General features: G+C 73.2%; 21 protein-coding genes and 2 pseudogenes. 13 read left to right on the top strand and 10 right to left on the bottom strand.

Annotation, left to right across the window (positions count from 1 at the left end; all coding sequences use genetic code 11):
- The first annotated feature begins 7 nt into the window (after nucleotides 1-7).
- The 7 genes and pseudogenes from tal (at nucleotide 8) to ACIGXJ_RS36465 (ending at nucleotide 8,252) form a co-directional block, all read left to right on the top strand.
- A complete protein-coding gene (gene tal / locus ACIGXJ_RS36495; protein WP_399655063.1) occupies nucleotides 8-1,132 on the top strand; it encodes a transaldolase in 1,125 nt (374 codons plus the stop codon).
- Complete coding sequence (zwf, locus tag ACIGXJ_RS36490) at nucleotides 1,129-2,706, top strand: glucose-6-phosphate dehydrogenase (RefSeq protein WP_399655061.1); 1,578 nt, start codon at nucleotides 1,129-1,131, stop codon at nucleotides 2,704-2,706. Before tal ends, zwf begins: the two co-directional genes overlap by 4 nt.
- Nucleotides 2,703-3,638, top strand: coding sequence for a glucose-6-phosphate dehydrogenase assembly protein OpcA (gene opcA, locus ACIGXJ_RS36485; RefSeq protein WP_399655058.1), 936 nt, complete (start codon nucleotides 2,703-2,705; stop codon nucleotides 3,636-3,638). The genes zwf and opcA overlap by 4 nt, the downstream gene beginning before the upstream one ends.
- A pseudogene (pgi, locus tag ACIGXJ_RS36480) lies at nucleotides 3,631-5,250 on the top strand (glucose-6-phosphate isomerase); the annotation flags it as partial. The gene opcA and the pseudogene pgi, both read left to right, overlap by 8 nt.
- On the top strand, nucleotides 5,142-6,155 hold the full coding sequence (gene gnd, locus ACIGXJ_RS36475; protein WP_399655055.1) for a phosphogluconate dehydrogenase (NAD(+)-dependent, decarboxylating): 1,014 nt from the start codon (nucleotides 5,142-5,144) through the stop codon (nucleotides 6,153-6,155). The pseudogene pgi and the gene gnd, both read left to right, overlap by 109 nt.
- 8 nt (nucleotides 6,156-6,163) lie before the next feature.
- The gene (locus ACIGXJ_RS36470; RefSeq protein ID WP_399655053.1) at nucleotides 6,164-6,754 is read left to right on the top strand and encodes a histidine phosphatase family protein; all 591 of its coding nucleotides are present in this window, start codon (nucleotides 6,164-6,166) and stop codon (nucleotides 6,752-6,754) included.
- A gap of 46 nt (nucleotides 6,755-6,800) precedes the next feature.
- Nucleotides 6,801-8,252 carry a membrane-associated oxidoreductase gene (locus tag ACIGXJ_RS36465; protein ID WP_399655050.1) on the top strand — a complete coding sequence of 484 codons (1,452 nt, stop codon included), beginning with the start codon at nucleotides 6,801-6,803 and terminating at the stop codon, nucleotides 8,250-8,252.
- Nucleotides 8,253-8,256: 4 nt separating this feature from the next.
- Here ACIGXJ_RS36465 and ACIGXJ_RS36460 read toward each other — a convergent pair whose 3' ends face one another.
- Nucleotides 8,257-8,682, bottom strand: a complete 426-nt coding sequence (locus tag ACIGXJ_RS36460; RefSeq protein WP_399655047.1) for a PPOX class F420-dependent oxidoreductase — start codon at nucleotides 8,680-8,682, stop codon at nucleotides 8,257-8,259.
- A gap of 91 nt (nucleotides 8,683-8,773) precedes the next feature.
- On the opposite strand from ACIGXJ_RS36460, the gene ACIGXJ_RS36455 reads away from it, so the two are divergent.
- From ACIGXJ_RS36455 to ACIGXJ_RS36445, 3 genes are read left to right on the top strand one after another with little or no spacing between them, the layout of a single operon-like run.
- Nucleotides 8,774-9,349 (top strand): TetR/AcrR family transcriptional regulator, encoded by a 576-nt coding sequence (locus ACIGXJ_RS36455; protein ID WP_399655044.1) that lies wholly within the window; start codon nucleotides 8,774-8,776, stop codon nucleotides 9,347-9,349.
- Nucleotides 9,346-10,737, top strand: a complete 1,392-nt coding sequence (locus tag ACIGXJ_RS36450) for an MFS transporter (RefSeq protein WP_399655041.1) — start codon at nucleotides 9,346-9,348, stop codon at nucleotides 10,735-10,737. Before ACIGXJ_RS36455 ends, ACIGXJ_RS36450 begins: the two co-directional genes overlap by 4 nt.
- 59 nt (nucleotides 10,738-10,796) lie before the next feature.
- Complete coding sequence (locus ACIGXJ_RS36445) at nucleotides 10,797-12,029, top strand: serine hydrolase domain-containing protein (protein WP_399655038.1); 1,233 nt, start codon at nucleotides 10,797-10,799, stop codon at nucleotides 12,027-12,029.
- On the opposite strand, the gene ribA is transcribed toward ACIGXJ_RS36445, so the two are convergent.
- On the bottom strand, nucleotides 12,019-12,681 hold the full coding sequence (gene ribA / locus ACIGXJ_RS36440; protein ID WP_399655036.1) for a GTP cyclohydrolase II: 663 nt from the start codon (nucleotides 12,679-12,681) through the stop codon (nucleotides 12,019-12,021). The genes ACIGXJ_RS36445 and ribA overlap by 11 nt on opposite strands.
- 48 nt (nucleotides 12,682-12,729) lie before the next feature.
- Here ribA and ACIGXJ_RS36435 point away from each other — a divergent pair, with 48 nt between their 5' ends.
- Complete coding sequence (locus tag ACIGXJ_RS36435; RefSeq protein ID WP_399655033.1) at nucleotides 12,730-13,467, top strand: creatininase family protein; 738 nt, start codon at nucleotides 12,730-12,732, stop codon at nucleotides 13,465-13,467.
- Between the two features lie 116 nt (nucleotides 13,468-13,583).
- Here ACIGXJ_RS36435 and ACIGXJ_RS36430 read toward each other — a convergent pair.
- The 5 genes and pseudogenes from ACIGXJ_RS36430 to ACIGXJ_RS36410 form a co-directional block, all read right to left on the bottom strand.
- A pseudogene (locus tag ACIGXJ_RS36430) lies at nucleotides 13,584-14,441 on the bottom strand (lysylphosphatidylglycerol synthase transmembrane domain-containing protein); the annotation flags it as partial.
- Entirely contained in the window at nucleotides 14,438-15,430 is a 993-nt protein-coding gene (locus ACIGXJ_RS36425; RefSeq protein ID WP_399655031.1) for a hypothetical protein, read from the bottom strand. The gene ACIGXJ_RS36425 and the pseudogene ACIGXJ_RS36430, both read right to left, overlap by 4 nt.
- Nucleotides 15,427-16,524: a glycosyltransferase family 4 protein gene (locus tag ACIGXJ_RS36420; protein WP_399655085.1), complete on the bottom strand. Its 1,098-nt coding sequence runs from the start codon at nucleotides 16,522-16,524 to the stop codon at nucleotides 15,427-15,429. The genes ACIGXJ_RS36425 and ACIGXJ_RS36420 overlap by 4 nt, the downstream gene beginning before the upstream one ends.
- 50 nt (nucleotides 16,525-16,574) lie before the next feature.
- Nucleotides 16,575-16,973: a 6-pyruvoyl trahydropterin synthase family protein gene (locus ACIGXJ_RS36415; RefSeq protein WP_399655028.1), complete on the bottom strand. Its 399-nt coding sequence runs from the start codon at nucleotides 16,971-16,973 to the stop codon at nucleotides 16,575-16,577.
- Between the two features lie 125 nt (nucleotides 16,974-17,098).
- Entirely contained in the window at nucleotides 17,099-18,070 is a 972-nt protein-coding gene (locus ACIGXJ_RS36410; RefSeq protein WP_399655025.1) for a zinc-binding alcohol dehydrogenase, read from the bottom strand.
- Between the two features lie 297 nt (nucleotides 18,071-18,367).
- Between ACIGXJ_RS36410 and ACIGXJ_RS36405 the strand changes: the two genes are divergently transcribed.
- Together ACIGXJ_RS36405 and ACIGXJ_RS36400 are read left to right on the top strand one after the other, a co-directional pair.
- The gene (locus ACIGXJ_RS36405) at nucleotides 18,368-19,126 is read left to right on the top strand and encodes a CDP-alcohol phosphatidyltransferase family protein (RefSeq protein WP_399655022.1); all 759 of its coding nucleotides are present in this window, start codon (nucleotides 18,368-18,370) and stop codon (nucleotides 19,124-19,126) included.
- 101 nt (nucleotides 19,127-19,227) lie between these two features.
- Nucleotides 19,228-21,126, top strand: coding sequence for a hypothetical protein (locus tag ACIGXJ_RS36400; protein ID WP_399655019.1), 1,899 nt, complete (start codon nucleotides 19,228-19,230; stop codon nucleotides 21,124-21,126).
- Between the two features lie 19 nt (nucleotides 21,127-21,145).
- Here the strand turns inward: ACIGXJ_RS36400 and ACIGXJ_RS36395 are convergent, their stop codons facing one another.
- The 3 genes from ACIGXJ_RS36395 to ACIGXJ_RS36385 form a co-directional block, all read right to left on the bottom strand.
- Nucleotides 21,146-23,029, bottom strand: a complete 1,884-nt coding sequence (locus ACIGXJ_RS36395; RefSeq protein ID WP_399655016.1) for a discoidin domain-containing protein — start codon at nucleotides 23,027-23,029, stop codon at nucleotides 21,146-21,148.
- Nucleotides 23,030-23,146: 117 nt separating this feature from the next.
- Nucleotides 23,147-24,505 carry a GH1 family beta-glucosidase gene (locus tag ACIGXJ_RS36390; protein ID WP_399655014.1) on the bottom strand — a complete coding sequence of 453 codons (1,359 nt, stop codon included), beginning with the start codon at nucleotides 24,503-24,505 and terminating at the stop codon, nucleotides 23,147-23,149.
- A 20-nt stretch (nucleotides 24,506-24,525) separates the two neighbouring features.
- Complete coding sequence (locus ACIGXJ_RS36385; protein ID WP_399655011.1) at nucleotides 24,526-25,365, bottom strand: carbohydrate ABC transporter permease; 840 nt, start codon at nucleotides 25,363-25,365, stop codon at nucleotides 24,526-24,528.
- Nucleotides 25,366-25,368 lie beyond the last annotated feature (3 nt).

Raw genomic sequence — 25,368 nt, 5'->3', positions numbered from 1 at the left:
TCGAGAAATGACCGAAGCACCCGTCCTGAAGCGCCTCTCCGACGAGGGCGTCTCCATCTGGCTGGACGACCTGTCGCGCAAGCGGATCACCACCGGCGGCCTCGCCGAGCTGGTCGCCGCCCGGCACGTGGTGGGCGTGACCACCAACCCCTCCATCTTCCAGGCCGCCATCGGTTCCGGCGAGGGCTACGAGGAGCAGCTCGCCGACCTGGCCGTGCGGGGTGTCACCACCGACGAGGCCGTGCGGATGATGACCACCGCCGACGTGCGGGCCGCCGCCGACGTCCTGCGCCCGGTGTACGACCGTACGAACGGCCGGGACGGCTGGGTCTCCATCGAGGTCGACCCACGGCTCGCGCACGCCACCGCGGCCACGATCGCCGAGGCCAAGCAGCTGGCGTGGCTGGTGGAACGCCCCAACGTCATGATCAAGATCCCGGCCACCGAGGCGGGCCTGCCGGCCATCACCGAGGTGATCGCGCAGGGCATCAGCGTCAACGTGACCTTGATTTTCTCCCTGGAGCGCTACCGCGAGGTCATGGACGCCTACCTCGCGGGCCTGGAGAAGGCGCAGGCCGTGGGCCTGGATCTGTCTAGCATCCACTCTGTGGCCTCATTCTTCGTGTCGCGCGTCGACACCGAGATCGACCGCCGCCTGACCGCACTGGGCACCGACGAGGCCCTGGCGCTCAAGGGCCGGGCGGCGCTGGCCAACGCCCGGCTGGCGTACGAGGCGTACGAAGCCGTCTTCTCCGGCGAGCGCTGGCCGGCCCTGGCCGGCGCGGGCGCCAACAAGCAGCGCCCGCTGTGGGCGTCCACCGGAGTGAAGGACCCGGCGTACAAGGACACGCTGTACGTCGACGAGCTGGTGGCGCCCGGCACGGTCAACACCATGCCGGAGGCCACGCTGAACGCCGCCGCCGACCACGGCGTGATCACCGGCGACACGGTGACAGGCGGCTACGCGCAGGCCCGCGCGGACCTGGCGGCCGTCGAGCGGCTCGGCATCTCCTACGACGAGGTCGTGACCCGGCTGGAGGACGAGGGCGTGGCCAAGTTCGAGGTGGCCTGGCAGGACCTGCTGGACACCGTGACGAAGTCCCTTATGAGCAAGGGAGTTGACGGGGAATGAGCAACGAAGGCGCGGAAGTGACGGTGGAGGCCCCGGTGAGCGTGCCGGCCCTCGACTGGTCCAACCCGCTGCGGGACGAACGGGACCGCCGGCTCCCCCGGATCGCGGGCCCCTCCGGGCTAGTCATCTTCGGCGTCACCGGCGACCTGTCCCGCAAGAAGCTGATGCCGGCCGTCTACGACCTGGCCAACCGCGGCCTGCTGCCGCCGGGCTTCTCCCTGGTGGGCTTCGCCCGCCGCGACTGGGAGAACCAGGACTTCGCGCAGGTCGTCCACGCCGCCGTCAAGGAGCACGCGCGTACGCCCTTCAGGGAGGAGGTCTGGCAGCAGCTCGCGGAGGGCATGCGGTTCATCCCGGGCGACTTCGACGACGACACGGCGTTCAAGACGCTGCACGACACCGTCGAGGAACTGGACGCCGCCCGCGGCACCAGCGGCAACTACGCTTTCTACCTCTCGGTGCCGCCGAAGTTCTTCCCGAAGGTCGTGCAGCAGCTGAAGAAGCACGGTCTGGCGGACGCCCCCGAGGGCTCCTGGCGGCGGGCGGTCATCGAAAAGCCGTTCGGCCACGACCTGGCCAGCGCGCGCGAGCTGAACGCGCTCGTGCACGACGTGTTCGACCCGGAGCAGGTCTTCCGGATCGACCACTACCTCGGCAAGGAGACCGTCCAGAACATCCTGGCGCTGCGCTTCGCCAACCAGATGTTCGAGCCGATCTGGAACCGCTCCTACGTGGACCACATCCAGATCACGATGGCCGAGGACATCGGCATCGGCGGCCGCGCGGGCTACTACGACGGCATCGGCTCGGCCCGTGACGTCATCCAGAACCACCTGCTGCAGCTGATGGCGCTGACCGCGATGGAGGAGCCGGCCTCCTTCGACGCGGGCTCGCTGCTCACCGAGAAGCTGAAGGTCCTGAAGGCCGTCAAACTGCCGGAGGACCTGGGCCGGCACACCGTGCGCGCCCAGTACGCGGAGGGCTGGCAGGGCGGCGCGAAGGTGCGCGGCTACCTCCAGGAGGACGGCATCGACCCGGCCTCCACCACCGACACCTACGCGGCGATCAAGCTGAACGTCGACAACCGCCGCTGGGCGGGCGTGCCGTTCTACCTGCGCACCGGCAAGCGTCTGGGCCGCCGGGTCACGGAGATCGCGGTCGTCTTCCAGCGCGCCCCGCACTCCCCCTTCGACTCCACCGCCACCGAGGAGCTCGGACAGAACGCCATCGTCATCCGGGTGCAGCCGGACGAGGGCGTGACCGTCCGGTTCGGCTCCAAGGTGCCGGGCACCTCGATGGAGATCCGGGACGTCACGATGGACTTCGCCTACGGCGAGTCGTTCACCGAGTCCAGCCCGGAGGCCTACGAGCGGCTCATCCTGGACGTCCTCCTCGGGGACGCCAACCTGTTCCCCCGTCACCAGGAAGTGGAAGAGTCCTGGAGGATCCTCGACCCGATCGAGGAGTACTGGGCGACGCACGGCCGTCCGGCGCGGTACGCGTCGGGCAGCTGGGGTCCCGAGGAAGCCGACGAGATGCTCGCACGAGACGGACGGAGCTGGCGCAGGCCATGAAGATCGACCTGACCGACACCACGGCAAGCAAGATCAACAAGGCGTTGGTGCAGGGCCGCCGCGCCATCGGCACACCCGCCGTGGGCATGGTCCTGACGATGGTGATCGTCACGGACGAGGAGAACGCCTACGACGCCATCAAGGCGGCCGAGCAGGCCTCGCACGAGCACCCCGCGCGCACGCTGGTCGTCATCAAGCGGCACGCCCGCACCCCCCGCGACCGCACCGCCTCCCGCCTCGACGCCGAGGTCCGGGTGGGTGCCGACGCGGGCACCGGCGAGACCGTGGTGCTGCGCACCTACGGCGAGGTGTCCGACCACGCCGACTCGGTCGTCCTGCCGCTGCTGCTGCCGGACGCCCCCGTGGTCGTGTGGTGGCCGGTGGACGCGCCCGAGATCCCCGCCAAGGACCCCCTCGGCGCGCTGGCCCAGCGCCGCATCACCGACATGTACGCCGTCGAGCACCCCCTGCAGGCGCTGGAGACACGCGTACGGTCCTACGCCCCGGGCGACACCGACCTCGCCTGGACCCGGCTGACCCCGTGGCGCTCGATGCTGGCCGCGGCCCTCGACCAGGCCCGTGAGAAGATCGTCTCGGCCGCCGTGGAGAGCGAGGCGGAGAACCCCAGCGCCGAGCTGCTGGCCCGCTGGCTGGAGGCCCGCCTCGGTGTCGAGGTCGACCGTGTCGTCACGGCGGGGCCGGTCGTGACGGCCGTACGCCTGGGCACCGAGCACGGCGAGATCGTCATCGACCGCCCCGAGGGCCCGCTGGCCACGCTGTCCCTGCCCGGCCAGCCCTCACGCACCCTCGCCCTGAAGGTGCGCCAGACGTCCGAACTCATCGCCGAGGAGCTGCGGCGCCTCGACGCCGACGAGATGTACGCCATCGCCCTGCGCGGCGAGGCCGGCAAGGAGACCCCTTCTCATGTCTGACTCCCCCAAGCTGACGCGGCGCCCGGAGTGGACCGCCCTGGAGGACCACCGCGCCGAGGGGCAGCCGCACCTGCGCGAGCTGTTCGCCGCGGACCCCGGGCGCGCGGAGCGGTACGTCGTACGCGTGGGTGACCTGCGCATCGACTACTCCAAGCACCTGATCACCGACGAGACCCTCGCCCTGCTGCAGGAACTCGCCGCCGCCACCGGTGTGTTCGGGCTGCGCGACGCCATGTTCCGCGGCGAGAAGATCAACATCACGGAGCAGCGCGCCGTGCTGCACACCGCGCTGCGCGCCCCGCGCGACGCGGTGATCGAGGTCGACGGCGAGAACGTCGTGCCCAAGGTGCACGCCGTGCTGGACAAGATGGCCGACTTCGCCGGGCGGGTGCGCTCCGGCGAGTGGACCGGCCACACCGGCAAGCGGATCCGCAACGTCGTCAACATCGGCATCGGCGGCTCCGACCTCGGCCCGGCGATGGCGTACGAGGTGCTGCGGGCGTTCACCGACCGCGCGCTGACCGTCCGCTTCGTGTCGAACGTCGACGGCGCCGACCTGCACGAGGCGACCCGCGACCTCGACCCGGAGGAGACGCTGTTCATCGTCGCCTCCAAGACCTTCACCACGATCGAGACGATCACCAACGCCACCTCGGCCCGCTCCTGGCTGCTCAACGCCCTCGGCGGCGAGGAGAAGGCGGTCGCCAGGCACTTCGTCGCCCTGTCGACGAACGCCGAGAAGGTCACCGAGTTCGGCATCGACACGGCCAACATGTTCGAGTTCTGGGACTGGGTCGGCGGCCGCTACTCCTACGACTCCGCGATCGGCCTGTCCCTGATGATCGCGATCGGCCCGGACCGCTTCCGCGAGATGCTCGACGGCTTCCGTATCGTCGACGAGCACTTCAGGAACGCCCCCGCCGAGGCCAACGCCCCGCTCCTGCTGGGCCTGCTGGGCATCTGGTACGGCAACTTCCACGACGCCCAGTCGCACGCGGTGCTGCCCTACAGCCACTACCTCTCCAAGTTCACCGCCTACCTCCAGCAGCTCGACATGGAGTCCAACGGCAAGTCCGTGGACCGCGACGGCGACCCGGTGGACTGGCAGACCGGCCCCGTCGTGTGGGGCACGCCCGGCACCAACGGGCAGCACGCCTACTACCAGTTGATCCACCAGGGCACCAAGCTGATCCCGGCGGACTTCATCGGCTTCGCGCGGCCCGTGGCCGAGCTGAGCGACGACCTGAAGGCGCAGCACGACCTGCTGATGGCGAACTTCTTCGCCCAGACGCAGGCGCTGGCCTTCGGCAAGACGCCGGAGGAGGTGCGCGCGGAGGGCGTCGCCGAGGAGCAGGTCCCGCACCGCACCTTCCGCGGCAACCACCCCACCACCACGATCCTGGCGCGTGAGCTGACCCCGTCGGTGCTGGGCCAGCTGATCGCGCTGTACGAGCACAAGGTGTTCGTGCAGGGCGCGGTGTGGAACATCGACTCCTTCGACCAGTGGGGCGTGGAGCTCGGCAAGGTCCTCGCCAAGCGCATCGAACCCGCACTGACCGAGGGCGCCGACGTGCCCGGTCTGGACGCCTCCACCGCCGCCCTCGTCGCGGCCTACCGCGACCTCAAGGAAGTGAAGTAACCATGCAGCTCGGTCTCATCGGTCTCGGCAAGATGGGCGGCAACATGCGCGAGCGCATCCGCCGCGCGGGCCACACCGTCATCGGCTACGACCGCAACCCCGACCTCGCCGACGTCGGCAGCCTCGCCGAGCTGGTCGACAAGCTCGAAGCCCCCCGTGTGGTGTGGGTGATGGTCCCGGCGGGCGGCCCCACCCAGTCGGTCGTGGACGAGCTGGGGAATCTCCTCTCCCCCGGTGACATCGTCGTCGACGGCGGCAACTCCCGCTGGACGGACGACGAGAAGCACGCCAAGGAGCTCGGCGAGAAGGGCATCGGCTTCGTCGACGCCGGTGTCTCCGGCGGTGTGTGGGGCCTGGAGAACGGCTACGCCCTGATGGTCGGCGGCGACCCCGCGAACGTCGCGCGCGTCCAGCCGGTCTTCGACGCCCTCAAGCCGGAAGGCCCCTACGGCTACGTCCACGCCGGCCGGGTCGGCGCGGGCCACTTCGCCAAGATGGTCCACAACGGCATCGAGTACGCCATGATGCAGGCCTACGCCGAGGGCTGGGAGCTGCTGGAGAAGGTCGACTCCGTGGACAACGTCCGCGAGGTCTTCCGCTCCTGGCAGGAGGGCACCGTCATCCGCTCCTGGCTGCTGGACCTCGCGGTCAACGCCCTCGACGACGACCAGCACCTGGACAAGCTGCGCGGCTACGCCGAGGACTCCGGCGAGGGCCGCTGGACGGTGGAGGCCGCGATCGACAACGCGGTCCCGCTGCCCGCGATCACGGCCTCCCTCTTCGCGCGGTTCGCCTCCCGCCAGGAGGACTCCCCGCAGATGAAGATGATCGCCGCGCTGCGCAACCAGTTCGGCGGCCACGCCGTAGAGAAGAAGTAGGTCCTGCCGTGGGGGATCTCCTCCTGGTCCGCCACGGCGAGACGGAGTGGAGCGCCACGGGACGCCACACCAGCTTCACCGACCTGCCCCTCACCCCGCACGGTGAGGGGCAGGCCAAGTCCCTGGCCCCGCTCCTGTCCGCCCGGACCTTCTCTCTCGTCCTCACCAGCCCCCTCGCCCGCGCGGTCCGCACCGCCGAACTCGCGGGCCTCATCGGGACCGTCACCGACGCCGACCTGCACGAGTGGGACTACGGCGGCTACGAAGGCATATCCACCGCCGAGATCCGCCGCACCCGCCCCGACTGGGACCTGTGGCACGACGGTGTGGTGCCCGGTCCGCAGCACCGCGGCGAGAGCCCGGCCGAGGTCGGCGAGCGCGCCGACCGGGTGCTGTCCCGGGCCGACGCCGCGATGACCCGGCACGACGGCGACGTCGTCCTCGTCGCCCACGCCCACTTCCTGCGCGTCCTCACCGCCCGGCGGCTCGGCCTGTCACCGGCCGAGGGCCGCCTGTTCCAGCTCGGCACGGGCACGGTGAGCCGGCTGTCCACCGAGCACGGACGGCCGGTCATCGCGGAGTGGAACGCCCGGCCGTAGGTATGCGGTTGACACCCGCTGTGCGGTCGGGTCAGAGTCGCCCGCGATGGAGATCAACGATCTGACCCCGGCCGAACAGCGGGTGTGGCGGGCGTTCTCGCGGGGCGGAACCGTGGACTTCCGTGAGAGCGACGACCCCGACCCGGCCGGCTGGGGACCCGAACGGGCCGTGCGCGGCGCGGTGTTGCGGGCCGCGCTGCTGAACGGACCGCAGCAGGACGGGGAGATACCGGCGCTCGATGTGGTGGGCGCCCGGATCACCGGGCGGCTCGACCTGCAGTACGCGACGATCGACCATCCGGTGCGGCTGCGCCACTGCCACTTCGACGAACCGCCGCGCTGCGCCGCCGCCCGGCTGCGGGAACTCAACCTGAGCGAGTCCGTGCTGCCCGGTCTCGTCGCCTCGTCCGTCCATGTCGACGGCGCCCTGCGCATGACCCGCACCCGGTTCGACGGCGTCGTCCGGCTCGGCGGGGCGCAGGTCGGCGGCAGCCTGTACCTGGAGAGCGCCCGGGTCGACGCACCCGATGCCGAGGAGCCGGTCCTCCAGCTCAACCAGGCCTCGATCGGCGCCGACCTGTGGGCGCCGGGGCTGCGCACCCGGGGGCAGATCCGGCTCAACGGCGCGGGGGTGGCGGGCTCCGTCAACCTCAGCGATGCGCGGCTCGTCCACCCGGAGCACGCAGCGCTGGACGCCGAGACCCTCTCCGTCGAGGGGGACGTGCGCGTCCGGTACGCGCAGGTGGAGGGGTGGGTCGGGCTGCGCGGGGCGCGGATCGCGGGGCGGCTGGACCTGTCGTACAGCCGGCTCTCGCGTCCCGGCGAGTCCGGCCTGAGGGCCAGCAGTTGCACCGTCGGCGAACTGTGGCTGCGCGGCCCCGCCATGGAGGGGACGCTGAATCTGCGGCGGACCCAGACCGACGTGCTGTTCCTGGAGCCGGCGGCCGTGCCGGACGTGGTGCTGCTCAACGGGCTCGTATACGCCTCCCTGATGCCGCACGAACCCGCCGAGCACCGGCTCCCTATGCTGGAACGCGACCGGGACGGTTATGTCCCCCATTCCTACGAGCAGTTGACGGGCGCCTACCTGCGGATCGGTGACGAGCACGCGGCCCGGTTCGTCCAGCTCGCCAAGCAGCGCCGGCACCGCACGACCCTGCCGTGGTATGGCCGGCTGTGGGGTGTCGTCCAGGACGCCACCGTCGGCTACGGCTTCCGGCCGCTGCGGGCGGCGGCGTGGCTGTTGTCGCTGCTCGCCGTGGGGTCGGTGGTGTACGGGCTGCACCGGCCGGCGCCGCTGAAGGCCGGGGAGGCGCCCGACTTCAACCCCGTCTTCTACACGCTGGACCTGCTGGTGCCGGTGATCTCCTTCGGGCAGGAGGGGGCCTTCGGGCCGCGCGGGTGGTATCAGTGGCTGTCGTACGTGCTGGTGATCACCGGGTGGATCCTCGCGTCGGCCGTCGTCGCGGGTGTGAGCCGGTCGGTCAGCCGGCAGTAGCGGGTCAGGACCGCGGGATGCCGTACGCCCGCTCCACCCGCAGCCGCAGCACCAGCCGCCGGTCGCGGACCATCGCGGCGCGGTAGTCGTCCCAGTCGGGGTGTTCGCCCTGGACGTCGCGGTACAGGCGGACGAGCTCCTCGACCGTGTCGTCGTGCGGGTCGGCGGCGACGGGCGTGAGGTCGGCGGTGCCCTCGGCGACCGTGTAGGCCCACCGGTCGGCGCTGGTGACATGGTAGGACGCCCGGGGGTCGCGGCGCAGGTTGCGGGTCTTGGCGCGGTCGTCGGTGATCGACACGCGGATGATCCGCTCGTCGGGGTAGTAGGCGTGGCTGACGTTGGACAGCTGGGGGCGGCCGTCCTTCTTGAGGGTGACGAGCACCCCGCTGTGGCCCGCGGAGAGCAGATCGAGCAGTGCGTCCTGAGTCATGCCAACTGCAACCCACCCGTGCGCGACGGGTATTCCCCTGCGGCGGGCCAGTGAGTAGACAGTGTCTACTCATCACTGGTAGACACTGTCTATGCATGAGTCGGACACGGGCCTGCGCGCCCGGTTGGTCGAGGTCGGCGTGGAGCTGGTGGCGCGCGAGGGCGTCCAGGCGCTGACCCTGCGGGAGATCGCCCGTCGGGCAGGGGTCTCGCACGGGGCGCCGCGCCGCTACTTCCCCACCCATCTGGAGCTGCTGTCGGCCATCGCCCGGCGCGGTTTCGCCGACCTCGCCGAGCGCACGGCGCAGGCCCTGGGCGACGAGGACCCGCGTGAGCAGGTGGCCGCACTGGCCCGCGTGTACCTGGAGTTCGCGCTGACCGAGCGCGGAATGTTTGAGCTGATGTTCCGTCACGACCTGCTGGAGAGCGGCCATCTGGGGCTGCGCGACACCAGCCTGCCGCTGTTCACCGTGCTGGTGGAGCTGGTCGCGGCGGTACGGCCGGACGCCGACGCCCGTGCCGTCGCGGGCGGGCTGTGGGCGAACCTGCACGGCATCGCCCAGCTGTGGGGCTGGGGCAGCCTCCGACTCGCCACCGGCGCCGAGGATTTCGGACCCTTCCTGAAGGCCGCCCTGGACGCCCACCTCGGCCCCGCGGGTGACCGGTGAGGGCCCGGCTGACGCTGGCGAGCAGCGTGGCCGGTGCGGTGATCGTCGCCCTGGACGGCACGGTGCTCACGGTCGCCCAGCCCACCCTCCAGCGGGACCTCGGGGCGGGCTTCGCCCAGGCGCAGTGGACCAGCACCGGGTATCTCGTCGCGGTGGCCGGGCTGCTGGTGTTCGGCGGGCGGCTCGGCGACCGGTACGGGCACCGGCTGCTGTTCGGCCTGGGCATGCTGGGCTTCGGCGCGGCCTCGGCCGCGATCGGGCTCGCGCCCGGCATCGGGTGGGTGATCGCCCTGCGGGTCGCGCAGGGCGTGTGCGGAGCCCTGCTGCAACCGGCCACGCTGGGCATGCTGCGCACCGCCTACCCGCCGGACCGGCTGCGCACCCCGCTCGCCGTCCGCACGGCGGCCATCGGCCTGGCGGCCGCGGCGGGCCCCCTGCTGGGCGGGGCCCTGGTGACGGGGTGGGGCTGGCGGTCGGTGTTCTTCCTGAACGTGGCCCCGTCGGTGTTCTTCGGCGTCCTCGCCCTCACCGGCGTACGCGGGGAGAAGTCCCTCCCCCGTCCGGCCCCCGGCCTCGATCTGCCCGGCGCCCTGCTGCTCGCCGTGGCGCTCGGTTCGCTGGTGCACGGGCTCGTCGGGCTGCCCGGCTCGGGGTGGACGGCCGGGGGCGGCGCGGCCCTCGCCGTGGCGGTCGCCGCTGGGGCGGGTTTCGTACGGCACGAGCGGCGGGCCGGTGATCCGCTGGTGCCGGCCGCCCTGGTGGGGGCGCCGTCGATCGGGGCTGCGCTCGGGGTGCTGGTGGCGGCGTCGGCGGCGCTGCACGGCGCGTTGTTCACCTGCATCTACCTGTTGCAGGACACCTTCGGCCTGGACCCCTTCGAGAGTGCGGTGCGCAGTCTGCCGCTCGCGGTGCTGATGGTGGCGGCGGCCGCGCTGTGTCCGCTGCTCCTGCGGCGGCAGGGTGCCCGGCGGGTCACCGTCGGGGCGATGGGAGCACTCGCCGCCGGCATCCCGCTGCTCGCGGCGGCCGGCTCCACGCTGGTGCTCTGCACGGGCTTCGCGCTGGTCGGGGCCGGGTTCGGCACCGTGATGGTGGCGGCCACGCAGGTCGTCGTACGGCGGGCTCCCGCGGCCTCGGCGGGAGTGGCGGGCGGGCTACAGCAGACGGCGCTGAACGTCGGGCCGGTGCTGGGCGTCGCCGCGGCGGCCACACTGACGGGGGCCGGCGGGCTGCGGCTGCCGCTGCCGGTGCTGGCCGGTGCGGCGGCCCTCGGCGCGGTGGCGGCCCTGCTGCTGCCGGGGCGCGAGCGCGCGGGGCGCACGCCGGTCACACACCGTGGTGGTGAGGGGGCGCATCTCACGGGTTCCGTGCGCGATCATGGGTGCTGAGGCCCTCCCGGCGGGGTAGTCCGTTCGCACCCCGTCGGACGGAACCGGAGGAGAGCGCGATGGCACAGCTGCGGCAGGACGCCGAACCGAGCGAGGCAGGGCTGGACGCGAGGGCTCTGGAGCGGCTGGACCGGCACTTCGCCCACGAGGTCGACGAGGGCCGGCTGCCCGGCTTCCTGGTGGCCGTGGCGCGCGGCGGCCGGGTCGCGCACCTGACGACGTACGGGCAGCGGGACCTCGCGGCCGGGCTGCCCGTGGAGGCGGACACCCTGTGGCGGGTCTACTCGATGACCAAGCCGGTGACCGCGGTCGCCGCGCTGACGCTGGTCGAGGAGGGCCGGCTGTCGCTGGACGACCCGGTCGCCCGCCATCTGCCCGCCTTCGCCGACCCGCGGGTGTACGTCGGCGGGTCCGGGCCGCAGGTGAGCACCCGGCCGGCCGCGGGGCCCATACGGGTGCGGCACCTGATGACCCACACCGCGGGCCTGACGTTCGGCTTCTACCACACCCACCCGGTCGACGCCCTGTACCGGGAGGCGGGCCTGGAGTCCTCGGTGCCGCCGGGCAAGGACCTGGCGGAGACGATCGAGGTGTACGCGAGCCTGCCGCTGCAGTTCGAGCCGGGCACGCAGTGGAACTACTCCGTCGCCAGCAATGTGCTGGGGCGGATCATCGAGGTGGTGTCCGGGCAGCCGCTCGACGCGTTCTTCGCCGAGCGGATCTTCCGGCCGCTCGGCATGACGGACGCCGGTTTCCAGGTCACCGACGAACAGGCGCCGCGGCTCGCCGAGTTGTACGGCGAGCAGGAGGGCGGCGGTATCGCGCCGGTGCCGGGGCTGCCGCTGCGCGTCGGGCGGCCCCGGTTCCTGTCCGGCAGCGGCGGCCTGGCGATGAGCGCCCACGACCAGCACCGGTTCATGGAGATGCTGCGGCGGCGGGGCGAGTTGGACGGCACCCGGCTGCTGACGGCGGACACGGTCGCCCTGATGACCCGCAACCACCTGCCCGGCGGCGCCGATCTGCGCTCCTTCGGCAGCCGGCCCGCCCACGACGTGCCCGGCAACGACGGCGTCGGCTTCGGGCTCGGAGTCTCGGTGGTGATCGACCCCGCCCGCACCCAGACGCCCGCCGGGCCCGGCACGTACGGCTGGACCGGCGTGGCGTCCACGGCGTTCTTCGTCGACCCGGGCCGCGACCTGACCGTGCAGTTCATGACGCAGGTCCGGCCGCGCGGCTCCAGCGGCGTCTTCCCCGCCCTGCGGCGACTGGCCCACGAGGCGGTCAGGGACTGAACTGCCCCACCGCGTCCAGGTGGGGCAGGTGGTGGTCCATCCGCTCCCGCTTGGTGCGCAGATAGGTGATGTTGCTCTCGCAGGGCGGAATCAGCAGCGGGACCTCCTCGGCGACCCGGATGCCGTGCCGGGTCAACGCCTCCCGCTTCAGCGGGTTGTTGGACATCAGCCGCACCGAGCGCACCCCGAGGTCGCGCAGGATCTCCGCCGCGGCGCCGTAGTCGCGGGCGTCCACCGGCAGGCCGAGGGCGAGGTTCGCCTCCACGGTGTCCAGGCCCTCCGCCTGGAGCGCCATCGCGCGCAGCTTGGCCAGCAGACCGATGCCGCGGCCCTCGTGCCCTCTCAAGTAGACGACGACGCCCCGGCCTTCGGCGGCCACCGCCCGCAGCGCCGAATCGAGCTGGTCGCCGCACTCGCAGTGCCGTGAGCCGAAGGCGTCGCCCGTCAGGCACTCGGAGTGCAGCCGGGTCAGCACGCCCTCGCTGCCGAGGTCCCCGTGGACCAGGGCGACCTGTTCCTCGCCGCGGTCGTGGTCGAGATAGCCGACCGCCGTGAATTGCCCGTACACGGTGGGAAGCGGGGCATTCACCACGCGTTCCACTCCGGTGCGCGGTGCGGACTTCTTGGCGAGGACGCCGAGCTTTTCTGTCATGATCTGTTCCTCAGCAGAGACGAAAGGCGACGAAAGGCCTTGAAAAAGATGAGGGATGGGGAGATAGCGGCATACGGTGTCGTGCCGGCGGACACCACGGAGGACGTGCGGGCGCGGAACGCGCGGATCGCGGTGCTGCCCGTGGGGAGTTTCGAGCAGCACGGCCCGTATCTGCCACTGGCCACCGACACGCTCGTCGCCTGCGCGATCGCCGGGGAGATCGCCGCGGCGTACCCGGTGCACCTCCTTCCCGCGGTGCCGGTCTCCTGCTCGCACGAGCACGCGGCGTGGCCGGGGACCGTGAGCATCTCCTCCGTGACCCTTCACTCGGTGGTACGGGACATCGCGGCGTCGCTCCGCCGGTCGGGCGTCGACACGCTGGTGCTCGTCAACGGGCACGGCGGGAACTACGTCCTGGGGAATGTGGTCCAGGAGTCCTCCGCGCGCGGGGAGCGGATGGCGCTGTTCCCGGCCGCGGAGGACTGGGAGACGGCCCGGGAGCGGGCCGGGGTGCGCACCTCGCTGCTCACCGACATGCACGCGGGGGAAATAGAGACCTCCGTCCTTCTGCACACTCATCCTCAATTGGTCAGGCCCGGTTACGAGTCGGCCGATCTCGTCGCCGACGACCGGCGGCATCTGCTCACCGTGGGAATGTCCGCCTATACCGATTCGGGCGTCATAGGCCGTCCTTCCCTGGGGTCGGCGGAAAAGGGAAAGGCACTGCTGGCGAGTCTGGTGGAATCCTTCGGCGCGTATTTCTCGCTCCTGGACGGCGAGTCGTAGCCGTCCGCCCGCGGGCCGGTGCCCCAGCGCGCGGCGACGACCGCCGCGCCGGGCAGGCTCGCGGCGAGGCTCAGCACGCCGTAGACCACGGCGACCGCCAGCCCGCTGCCCGCGCCGAGCCCGGCGGCCCCGAACGCCCAGGCCGTGACGCCCTCGCGCGGCCCCCAGCCGCCCACGTTGAGCGGCAGGCTCATGGCGAGCAGCGCGAGCACGGCGAGCGGCAGCAGGGTAGGCACGGGCGCGCCGGAGCCCGCGGTGCGCGCCGCGAGCAGGAACAGGGCGAGGTGTCCGGCGAGGACGACGACGGAGGACCCCAGCACGCCGGGGCCGTTGCGGCGGGACAGCAGCGCCGCGCGGACCTCGGTCAGCAGGGCGCGGCCCCGGCGGGCGGCGGGGTGGGGCCGGCTCATCCGCACGGCGGCCACGATCGCCAGCACGCCCGCCGCGGCGAGGGCGGCGAGCTCCAGCACCTGCCGGGTCTCGGTGCGCACGGGCGACGGTACGGTCGCCAGGACGGCTCCGCCCACGGCGGCGAGCACCAGTTGCCCCGCGGTCCGTTCCAGCACCACGGCTCGCACCCCCCGGCCCAGGTCGCCCGCGCTGCGGCCGTGGTGCACGGCCCGGTGCACATCGCCCAGGACACCGCCGGGCAGGGCGGCGTTCAGGAACAGGGCCCGGTAGTAGTCGCCGACGGCCGCGCCCAGGGGCAGCCGGAGTCCGAGGCCGCGGGCGACGAGCTGCCAGCGGCGCGCGCTGAACAGGGTGGTGACCAGGCCGATGCACAGCGCCCCGAGCAGCGCGGGCGCGTCGATGCGCCGCAGGCCGTCGACGAGGACGCCGGTGCCCAGCCGCCAGGTGACGACGACGAGGATGGCGAGCCCCGCGACCGTGCCGGCGTGGGTGCGCAGCAGCCGGCCGGGCGTGGGCCGGCCGCCGCGCACGGGCGGCGCCTCCGCCTCGGTCACCGGCGTCATGAGCGCGTGCCCGACGGGCGGGGCAGGGCGAGCAGATCGGCGTGGTGGACGGTGACGCGCAGTTCGCCGAGGGCGAGGGAGGCCAGACGGGAGGCCAGATACGTCTCGGCGCGGGCCCGCAGGTCGGGGCGTTGCTCGACGGCGGCGCCGACCCAGCCGCGCAGCCACTGGGCGGTCAGGGCGGCGTCCGCGGTGCCGAGCCGCCAGGGGCTGGGCCGCACCTGGACGGTCGCGCCGCGCTCGGTGAACGCCTCGCAGGCCGCGGTGACCGCGTCGGGACCGAGCAGGCCGGTGCGCCGCTGGTGGGCGTTGAAGGCGTCGGCGATCGTGGCGTCCAGCGGGTCGGCCGGGGTGAGGTCGACCCGGCCGACGACGGACAGGGTCAGCAGCGCCGGACAGCCGGCCCCCGCGCAGGCGGCGGCCAGGGCCCCGGTCTCCTCGGCGGTCAGGACGTCCAGCAGGGCGGACGCCGTCACCAGGGAGGCACCCGTGAGGGCGTCCGGGGTGAGCCGGGCGACGTCCCCGCGGCGCGTCTCGACGGTGACGCGGCTGCCGTCGGCGGCGGCCTTCGGGGAGGCCACGGCCGCGAAGTGCAGCAGATAGGGGTCGCGGTCGTGCAGCACCCAGTGCTGGGCGCCGTCCAGCCGGGGGGCGAGCCAGCGGCCCATCGACCCGGTGCCGCACCCGAGGTCGTGCACGACCAGCCCGCCCGGGCCCCGGCCCGGCAGGTTCGCCAGCCGGATCCGCAGCGGGTCCAGCAGCTCGGCCGAGCGGGCCCCCGCGTCGGCCCCTTCCCGCAGCTCCAGCCACTCGGGCGCGTACCGCGGCGGCTCGTCGGGGCGGGCCTCCCGCAGCCGTACGGTGTCCCGCTCGGCCGGACCCGCCCCGGGGATGACGAGGGCGTCCTCGGGCCGCGGGTGCGGCGCCCCCAGGAGCTGCGGCGCTGCCGGCTGCCGGGGTGCGATGTCCGCCGTCGTCGGCCTGTTCATACGGCCCTCCAGGGTTCGGTCGGGAGCCGGTGCAGGACGCCGGCGAGGGTGCGGGCCGTGGTGGCCCAGCCGTCGAGGGCGGTACGGCGGGTGCGGGCGGCGGACCTGAGGCGGCGGCGTACGTCCGGCTCGGTGAGCCAGCCGCGGAGTCCGGCGGCGAGGGCGGCCGGGTCCTCCGGCGGGACGAGGGTGCCGGGGACCGAGCCGTCGGGGGCGCGGCCGACGGCCTCGGGGACGCCGCCGACGCCGGTGGCCAGCACCGGGACGCCGCGCGCCAGCGCCTCGGTGACGGCCATGCCGTAGGTCTCGGCGTACGAGGTGAGGACCATGAGGTCGGCGGCGGCGTAGCTCGCGTCCAGCGCGGCACCCGCCTGCGGTCCGGCCAGGTGGACGCGGTCGGTGAGGCCGTGCCGGTCGATCAGGGCGCGCAGCCGGCTCACGTACGACGGATCGTGGGTCAGGGCGCCGACGCAGGTGCAGGTCCACGGCAGGTCGCGGGCCGCGGCGAGCGCCTCGACCAGTCGGTGCTGGCCCTTGCGCGGGGTGACGGCGGCGACGCACAGCAACCGTGAGACGCCGTCGGTGCCGTGGGCGAGCGGGGCGATGTCGGCGCCGGGCGTGGCGGCGTGGACGCGGTCGGCGGCGAGGCCGTGGTGGGCGACGAGCCGGCCCACCGCCCAGTCGCTGGTGGCGATCACCGCGCCCGCGGCCCGCAGCACCTCGCGCTCACGGGCGTCGAGTTCGGCCGCCACCTCGGGCGGCAGCCCCGTCTCGTCGCCGAGCGGCAGGTGCACCAGTACGGCGAGGCGCAGGCGCCGCGCGTGCGGGACGACGATCGCGGGGACCCCGCAGGCGACCAGGCCGTCCAGCAGGACGACCGCGCCCTCCGGCAACCGGCGCAGCAGCCGGGCGAGTTCGGCGCGATGGGCCGAGCCGGGGCGGGGCCAGGTGCCGGGCACGAGGTGCCGGCGCACCTCCCAGCCGAAGCCGGGCAGGTCCAGGCTGATGCGCCGGTCGTAGGCGTTGCCGCCGCTGGGCGCGGCCGGGTCGGCGACACCGCCCGGCATCACGAAGTGCACGGTCCGCAGGGTCATGGGCACCAGTTCCGTGCCGTGCGCGGACGGGCGTTCCACGGTCGTGTCGGTCACAGGCCACGCTCGTAGCTCGCCCAGGCGACGTGCGACTCGTGCAGCGTGACCGTGAGGCCGGCCAGGCCCTTGGCACCCTCACCCAGGGCTCCGGCGTGGACGCGCTCGGCGAGCCGGTCGGCGATGACCTTGGCCAGGAACTCGGTGGAGGTGTTGACGCCCTTGAAGTCCGGTTCGTCGTCGAGGTTGCGGTAGTTCAACGCGGCGACCACTTCGCCGAGTTCGCGGGTGGCCAGGCCGATGTCGACGACGATGTTGTCCTCGTCGAGGTGCTCGCGCCGGAAGGTGGCGTCCACCAGGAACGTCGCTCCGTGCAGGCGCTGCGCCGGGCCGAAGACCTCGCCGCGGAAGCTGTGGGCGATCATGAGGTGATCGCGGACGGTGATGCTGAACAACGGGCGACCCTCCAGGTGCGGCGCTTCTGGTCCCCCGCGGTCCTTGCCGGGGGATGCCGTGTAGTACGGCTCATCGCATTCCCGTGTTCAGTGCCCTCGTACTCCTTTCCCGGGCCGGCGGGGTGTCACGGATACCTCACCCGGTGGCACAGCGCCGGCAGCTCCCCCGAGGCGAGCCGCGGCAGGACGTCGGGGAGTTCGTCGAAGGCGCACTCGCCGGTGATCAGGGCGTCCAGGGCGGGGTCGGCGAGCAGGTCGAGGGCGAGGGCGAGCCGTTCGGCGTAACTGCGGCTCGCGCGGGCCGGGGAGACGGTGCCGACCTGGCTGGCGCGCAGCGTGAGGCGCCGGGAGTGGAAGGCCTCGCCGAGCGGGAGGCTCACCTTGCGGTCGCCGTACCAGCTCAGTTCGAGGAGTGTGCCCTCGGGCGCGAGGAGTTCCAGGCCGCGGGCCAGGCCCTGGTCGGTGGCGCTGGCGTGGACGACGAGGTCGCAGCCGCCGAGGGCGTCCTCGGGTGCGGCGAAGCCGGCGCCGAGGGCCTCGGCGGTCTTCGCGCGGGCCGGGTCGGTGTCGACGAGCTGCACCCGGACGCCGGGGAAGCGGGCGAGGAGCGCGGCGACCGAGCAGCCGACCATGCCGCCGCCGACGACCGCGATCCGGTCGCCGACCAGCGGGGCGGCGTCCCACAGGGCGTTGACGGCGGTCTCGACGGTGCCGGCGAGCACGGCGCGCTCCGCGGGTACGGCGTCCGGTACGGGGGTGACGGCCGAGGCGGGGACGACGTAGGCCGTCTGGTGCGGATGGAGGCAGAACACGGTCCGGCCGAGCAGCCGCGCCGGGCCCTGCTCCACGACGCCGACGCTCAGGTAGCCGTACTTCACCGGGCCGGGGAAGTCGCCCTCCTGGAACGGGGCCCGCATCGCCTCGTACTGACTGCGCGGCACCCCGCCGCGGAACACCAGTGTCTCGGTGCCGCGGCTGATCCCGGAGTACAGACCGCGCACCAGCACCTCGTCCTCGGCCGGGTCAGGCAGGGCCACTTCGCGTATCTCGCCGTCCCCCGGGGCGGCGAGCCAGAACGCACGTGCGGTGCGGTTCATCGGCATCCTCCTGAACGATCGGGAAGCTGTTCCCGTACGGAGATGTGCAGGCCGCGCACACTACGCGGCGTTGATCGACTCTGTCACACGGCCGGAGGATGTGCGGTGGCCCTGAACGACCCTTACGACGCTTGGGCTTGTCCGGCGGATCAGGCCGGCCATGAGCGGCCGCCCCTGTCAACGCACATGAGCGGGGCGTGGGGCGTCCAGCTGCAAGGCGGAGGAGGGAGTCGACGCGGAGCGTCGGCGAGTGACGACAACGCCGCAGACGGGCGTCCCACGCCCCGCGCCGCCGGCATGATCCGCCGGACAAGCCCGAGGCCGGTGCAGCAGGAGACGGCCGTCGGTGCGGGGGTGCAGCTGGTGCTGCTGGCCCTGCTCGGCACGGCGAGCGGCATGGGCCCGGCGGGCTGGCTCACCGGACTGGTCTTCGCGTTCGCCACCTGGGCTGTGCTCTCCCGGGCGCTGCACCGCACCCGGTCGCACTCCTTCGGCCCGGCCAACCGGGTCACGCTCGGGCGGGCGATCCTGGTCGGCGCGGTGACGGCGCTGGTCGCCGACTCCGTGCGGAGTGCGCCGCCGCTCACGCTGTTCGTCGGGCTCACGGCGGTGGCGCTGATCCTCGACGGCGTCGACGGCCAGGTCGCCCGGCGCACCGGCACGTCGACGCCGCTGGGGGCGCGGTTCGACATGGAGGTCGACGCCTTCCTGATCCTGGTGCTGAGCGTGTACGTGTCCATGGCGCTCGGGGCGTGGGTGCTGCTGATCGGCGGTATGCGCTACGCGTTCGTCGCCGCGGCCCGCGTGTGGCCGTGGCTGAACGCGCCGCTGCCCCCGTCGGCCGCGCGCAAGACGGTCGCCGCGGTGCAGGGCGTGTTCCTGCTGGTGGCCGCCTCGGACCTGCTGCCGCGCCCGGCGACGGCCGGGGTGGTGCTGGTCGCGCTGGGCGCGCTGGTGTGGTCGTTCGGGCGGGACGTGGTGTGGCTGTGGCGGGGGTCGCGGGTGCGGCCGGCGGCGCGGGAGGACCGGGAGCTGCTCGAGCCGGTGGCCGGCTGACACCGGCCCCTCCGGCCGCGGGGACTCCGCCTCCGGCGTGCGCACCGGGCTCTGTCACGATGTGACCAGCGAAGATCCATCGTCCCGCCCGGAGCCAGCGCATGCCGTCGTACACCGAGGAAGACACCCGCAAGGTCCAGACGGCCGTCTCCGGGCACGCGGGCTCGGACGCGCCGGCGTTCCTGCCCATGGACGCCGACGCGTTCGAGACGTTCATCCGCCGCCACCCCGAGCGCTCCTTCTACTGCGGCACGCTCCTCGGCGGCTGCGGCCGCAGGCTGACGCCCAAGCAGTACCGCGACCGCAAGTGCCACTTCGCCCATGTCACCGCCGCGGCCGACTGCCTGCGCTCCGACGGCGACGAGAGCAGCGCCGACCACCTCTACATCGGGCGGGCCCTGGTGGAGTGGCTGAAGCGGCACGGGCGGCGCGGGGTGCAGCCGTCGTACCGGCCGCGCGGGCACCAGGTGCGCGAGGTCGTCGACGTGGCGTACGACCTGGGCGAGCGTCTCGTGCGCGTCCAGCTCGCCCGGCGCTCCAAGCGGGAGTGGGAGGAGGCCGACACGGCTCTGCGGGAGCGGCACACCGGCGTCGACTGGTTCTTCGGCCCCGACAGCCTGGTCGCCAACTGGCAGATAGCGCGCCGGGGTTACGCCCTGCGCGTCCAGTGCCGCTCGGCGGGGGCGACCCGCGAGGTGGAGATCGGCACGCAGTTCGCGCAGGGGCCGGTGGAGTGGGTGCCGCTGTCGCGGTGCGTCCTCACCTCGGACGGCGTCCTGACGCCGGGGCTGGTGCGGACGCGGGCAGGGATCGTGCCGCGGGACCGGGCGGAGGCCGTGCGTCCGCCGGCCGGGCCCGTCGAGCGCGGGCCGCGCACGGAGGGCACCGCGTCGGCCGCCACCGGAGGCGAGCCACGGCCCACGTTCCCGTCGACGCCCCCTTCCCCTTCCCCGTCCCCGTCCACGCCGGCACCCGCACCCGCACCCGCACCCGCATCGATCCCCCTGCCCGCGCCGGTGCCCTCGCTGCCCCTTCCGCCGGGCACCCTCGTCACCGAGGCGCGGCCCACCTCCACGCCGTATCTCTACGACGTCGTCCTGCGCGTCCCCGCCCGCCTCGCGCTCTCCCCCGGGGCCGCGCCCCTCGATGCCACGGCCGCCCATCTGCCGGTGGACGCGACGGTGGCACCGGCCGCCGACGGGACGTGGACGGTGGAGGCGAAGGCGCTGCGGCCGGACGTCCCGGCGAGGGTGCCGCGGCGGCGGGACCCCGTCGCCGAGGAGCGACGGGGCGGTCTCGACGCGCTGTTCGACGTGGCGGAGGAGGCCAGGCTGGCCGGGGACGTGGAGTCCGTCGTGCGGGCGGTGGCGGAGCTGGAGCCGGTGGTGCGGGAGCCGCGGGACAGCGAGCGGGTGCGGGAGTTGGGCGACTGGGTGCTGGACCGGGCCGCCGACGAACTGTACGCGGCCTGGGAGCGGCTGTCCTCGCTCACCGCGCGGCTGGACGCCGAGGGCGACGATCTGCACCCCGACGTGCTGCGCGGCCTGCTCCGCGAGGCCGGGCGGCTGGCGATGGAGGTCGGGACGGAGCTGGCCGCGGAGGAGCTGCGGTGCCTGGCGCGCTGGCGCCGGCACGAGGAGCAGCTCGCCGGGCGGCTGACGCTGGACACGATCCGCGCCCACGCGGCCACCGTGCGGGTCGCCCTGCGCAGAGCCGCGCGGGAGGGACGTACCACCACCTGGGGCGAGCTGTCCCGGCTGACCGGGCTGCCGCTGGACACCGTGCATCCGGAGGACCGGCTCGCCGTTCTTGTGGAGGCCGACCGCCCCACCCCGGAGGGTCGGGCCCCGCTGTCGGCGCTGGTCAGCGCGCACGGCGGGGCCCGGCCGCATCCCCTCTACGGGCGGGTGCTGTTCCATCTGGACCGGCCGGTGCCGCCGCCGGACGCGCTGGCCGCGCACTGGCGGCGGGCCGTGAGCGACGTCCACCGGGGAGGCTGACGGCCTTGCCGGGAGCGCGTCAGCCCTTCTGCTCCACCCGCACCCAGTCCACCTCCGCCTGCACTCCCCCGGCCGCGATCCGGTCGACGCTGGACTGGGGCAGGCCCCAGTAGGGGGTGGTGACCTTGTTCCAGCCGGCCGGGTAGGCGCCGCCGAGGGCGAGGTTGAGGATGACGTACTGGTCGTGGTCGTAGACCCACTGGCCGCGGGTCGCCTCCAGGGTGTCCCGGGTGGTCTGCTGGACCAGCCGGTCGTCGACGTAGAAGCGCAGCGCGGTCGGGGTCCACTCGACGGCGTAGGTGTGCCACTGGTCGACGCGGCCGCCGCCCGGGAAGGTCTGGCGGGCGCCGATGTTGCCGTCGGCGGAGTAGCCGGGGCCGTGCAGGGCGGTGCTGGTCCAGTCGGCGTAGCCGATGGCCTCCATGATGTCGGTCTCGCCGGAGGCCGGCCAGGACACCGACGGGTTGTCGACGTTGCTGCCCAGCATCCAGAAGGCGGGCCAGAAGCCGTCGCCGACGGGGAGCTTCATCCGGGCGCTGACCCTGCCGTAGGTGAAGTCGAACCTGGTGTTGGTGTCGATGCGGCCGGAGGTGAAGTCGTAGGTGCCGCCGCCCGCCCGGGTGCAGCCCTTGCAGTACTTGGCGCGCAGGACGAGGTTGCCGTTCTCGGTGCGGATGTTGTCGGGCGAGTCGACGTAGGCCTGTGACTCGCCGTTGACCGGGCCCATCTCGGTGCCGGTGCGCACCACGCGCCACTTGGAGCGGTCGAGGGAGGTGCCGGTGAAGTCGTCGAAGAAGGTGGTGCGGTACGTGCCCTGCTGCTCGCCCGGCAACGCCGGGTAGGCGGCCGCGGCGCTGCCGCCCGTGCCCCAGACCTCGAACTCGTAGAGCGAGTAGCCGAACTGGGCGGTGTACGGGGCGGGGTTGTAGAAGGAGCGGCGTTCCTTGCCGAGCATGCGGACGTAGCGGCCGGTGGCGGGCTGCGGCAGGCGTACGGTGTCCCGGCGGCCGGCCGCGTCCCCGGGTGCCTTCACATCGGCGCGGCGGGCGGCCACCTCGGTGGCGGAGGGGCGGTAGACCGTGCGCCAGGTGCGGTTGTCGTCGGAGACCTGGAGTTCGTAGTCGACGGCGTAGGCCGCCTCCCAGTACAGCTCGACCGTGTCGATCACCGAGGGGGCGCCGAGGTCGACGGACACCCAGCGGTCGGTGTTCCAGTCGCTCGACCAGCGGCTGAGGTCGCCGCGCAGGTCGGCGGGGCGGCCGCCGTCGGTGATGAAGGCCGGTGACGTGCCCGCGTGCTGGTAGAAGTTGGCGTACGCGGGGTGGTGCAGGGCGAGGTTGGTGCGGGTGGTGGACGCGGGGGCCGGGGCGCCTCCGTACACCTTGAAGGAGTACAGGGAGTAGCCCCAGGCGGTGCCGCGCTCCAGTCCGCGCAGCCGCAGGTGACGGCCCGTCACTTCCTTGGGGTACGTGTGGAAGGTGACCGAGCCGCCCGTGCCGGCGGTCTCGGTGTGGAAGGTGCGCCAGTCGGTGCCGTTGTCGGAGACCTCCAGGACGTAGCGCTTGCCGTAGGCGGCCTCCCAGTCCAGGGCGACGCGGTCGATGCGCAGGCGCTGTCCGAGGTCGACGCGGATCCAGGCGTCGTCGGCGAAGTTGCTGGACCAGCGGGTGCCGGCGTTGCCGTCGAAGGCGAGGCCGGGTGCGGTGCCGCCGTTCTCGCTGCCGGAGGCGGTGACGGCGGCGGGGTTCGCGGCGTACGCGGCGGCCGCGAGGTCGGTGTCCCAGGCGGCCGCCTCGGCGGCGGGTGCCGCGCCGGCGGGTGTGCTGGTGAGGGCGGGGACCCCGGCGAGGAGGGTGAGGGCGGCCAGGGCGGTCAGGAGGGTGCGGGGCGTGCGCTTGGACATGCGGCTCTCCCTGCGTGAGGAGGGGAAATTGGCGTGTACCTGACATTCAGGGGGATGGTGCGATGGAGCCGCTGTGGGCGCGGGTCCCGGTCCGCGCCCACAGCGGGGTCTGTCCGCTCAGGCGGCCTTCGGCACCCGGTCCCGGTGGCTGCGGATGATCTCCGCGTACCGGTGGCCGGTGCCCTTGATGGTGCGCGCCTGGGTGCGGTAGTCGACGTGGACGAGGCCGAAGCGCTTGTCGTAGCCGTACGCCCACTCGAAGTTGTCCAGCAGCGACCAGGCGAAGTACCCCGCGAGCGGGGCGCCCTTGCGTGCGGCGGAGGCGCAGGCGGCGAGGTGCTGCTCCAGGTAGTCCCGGCGCCCCGGGTCGTCGATCGTGCCGTCGGGGCGTACGACGTCGGGGTAGGCGGAGCCGTTCTCCGTGACGTAGATGCGGCGGGCGCCGTACTCCTCGGTCAGCCGCAGCAGCAGCGTCTCGATGCCGGACGCGTCGACCTCCCAGTCCATGCCGGTGCGCGGGACCCCTGGGCGGCGCACCGCGCGGGCGTAGGGGGCGGGTCCGGTGGGGTCGTCGGCGATGGTCTGCGGGAAGTAGTAGTTCAGGCCCAGCCAGTCCAGCGGGGCGGCGATGGCCGCCGAGTCGCCCGGCTTCTCGGGGAGTTCGACGCCGTACACCTCGCGCATGTCGGCGGGGAAGCCGCGGCCGTGGACCGGGTCGAGCCACCAGCGGTTGGTGTGGCCGTCCATCCGGCGGGCCGCGGCGATGTCCTCGGGACGGTCGGAGGCGGGGTGGATGGTGGAGAGGTTGTTGACGATGCCGATCTGCGCGCCGGGCGCCACCGCCCGGATCGCCCTGCTCGCCAGGCCGTGGCCGAGCAGCAGGTGGTAGGAGGCGCGGACCGCGGCCGTCAGGTCGGTCAGGCCGGGGGCCATCAGGCCCTCCAGGTGGCCGATCCAGGCCGAGCAGAGCGGCTCGTTGAGGGTCGCCCAGTGGGTGACCCGGTCGCCGAGGCGTGCCGCGACCGTCTCGGCGTACGCGGCGAAGTGCTCGGCGGTGTCGCGCTCGGGCCAGCCGCCGCGGTCCTGGAGCACCTGGGGCAGGTCCCAGTGGTAGAGGGTGACGGACGGGGTGATGCCCGCCTCCAGGAGACCGTCGATCAACTGGTCGTAGAAGTCGAGGCCCTTGGGGTTGACCGGGCCGTCGCCGCCGGGGACGACCCGCGGCCAGGCGACCGACAGGCGGTAGGCGTTGGTGCCGAGTCGCCGCATCAGGGCGATGTCCTCGCGCCAGCGGTGGTAGTGGTCGCAGGCGACGTCGCCGTGGTCGTCGTTGTCGACGCGGCCGGGGGTGTGCGAGAAGGTGTCCCAGATCGACGGGGACCGGCCGTCCTCGGCCACGGCACCCTCGATCTGGTAGGCCGACGTGGCCGTGCCCCACAGGAAGTCGTCGGGGAGTGCGGCGAGGTCGATGGTCACGGAAGTCCTTTCGGAGACGGTCACTTGACGGCCCCTGCCGTCAGTCCGGCGACGAGATAGCGCTGGAGGAGGAGGAACCCGGCGACGACCGGGACGCTGACCACGAGCGAGGCGGCCATGATCTGGTTCCAGTACACGTCGTTGAGCGTGGAGTAGCCCTGCAGGCCGACCGCGAGCGTGCGGGTGGTGTCGTTGGTCATCACCGACGCGAACAGCACCTCGCCCCAGGCGGTCATGAACGCGTAGACGGCCACCGCGATGATCCCCGGCACGGCCGCCGGCACGACCACCCGGAACAGCGCGCCCAGCGGTCCGCAGCCGTCGACCAGCGCGGCCTCGTCGAGATCGCGCGGCACGGAGTCGAAGTACCCGATGAGCATCCAGATCGAGAACGGCAGCGAGAAGGTGAGATAGGTGAGGATCAGCCCGCCGCGCGAGCCGAACAGGGCGATGCCGGTGGCGTTGCCGATGTTGACGTAGATCAGGAACAGCGGCAGCAGGAAGAGGATGCCGGGGAACATCTGCGTCGACAGCACGGTCACCGTGAACACCCGCTTGCCGCGGAAGGTGTAGCGGCTGACGGCGTAGGCGGCGAAGACGGCGATCACCACCGAGCAGACGGTCGCCGCACCGGCCACGATCAGCGAGTTCACGAAGTACTTCGCGAGCGGCACCGTCGACCAGATGTCGATGTACGGCCGGATCGTCAGGCCGCTGGGGAACCAGCGGAACTCTCCGGTGACGTCCGCGAGCGGCTTGAGCGAGCTGGAGACCATCACGTACACCGGCACGAGCACGAAACCGGTGAGCAGGGTCAGGAAGACGCGGCGCGTCCACAGGAAGGAACGCGGGACCGCCATCGG

This window comes from Streptomyces sp. NPDC053367, from assembly GCF_044545925.1.
Lineage (GTDB): Bacteria > Actinomycetota > Actinomycetes > Streptomycetales > Streptomycetaceae > Streptomyces.
This window is presented reverse-complemented; position numbering and strand designations above follow the sequence as displayed.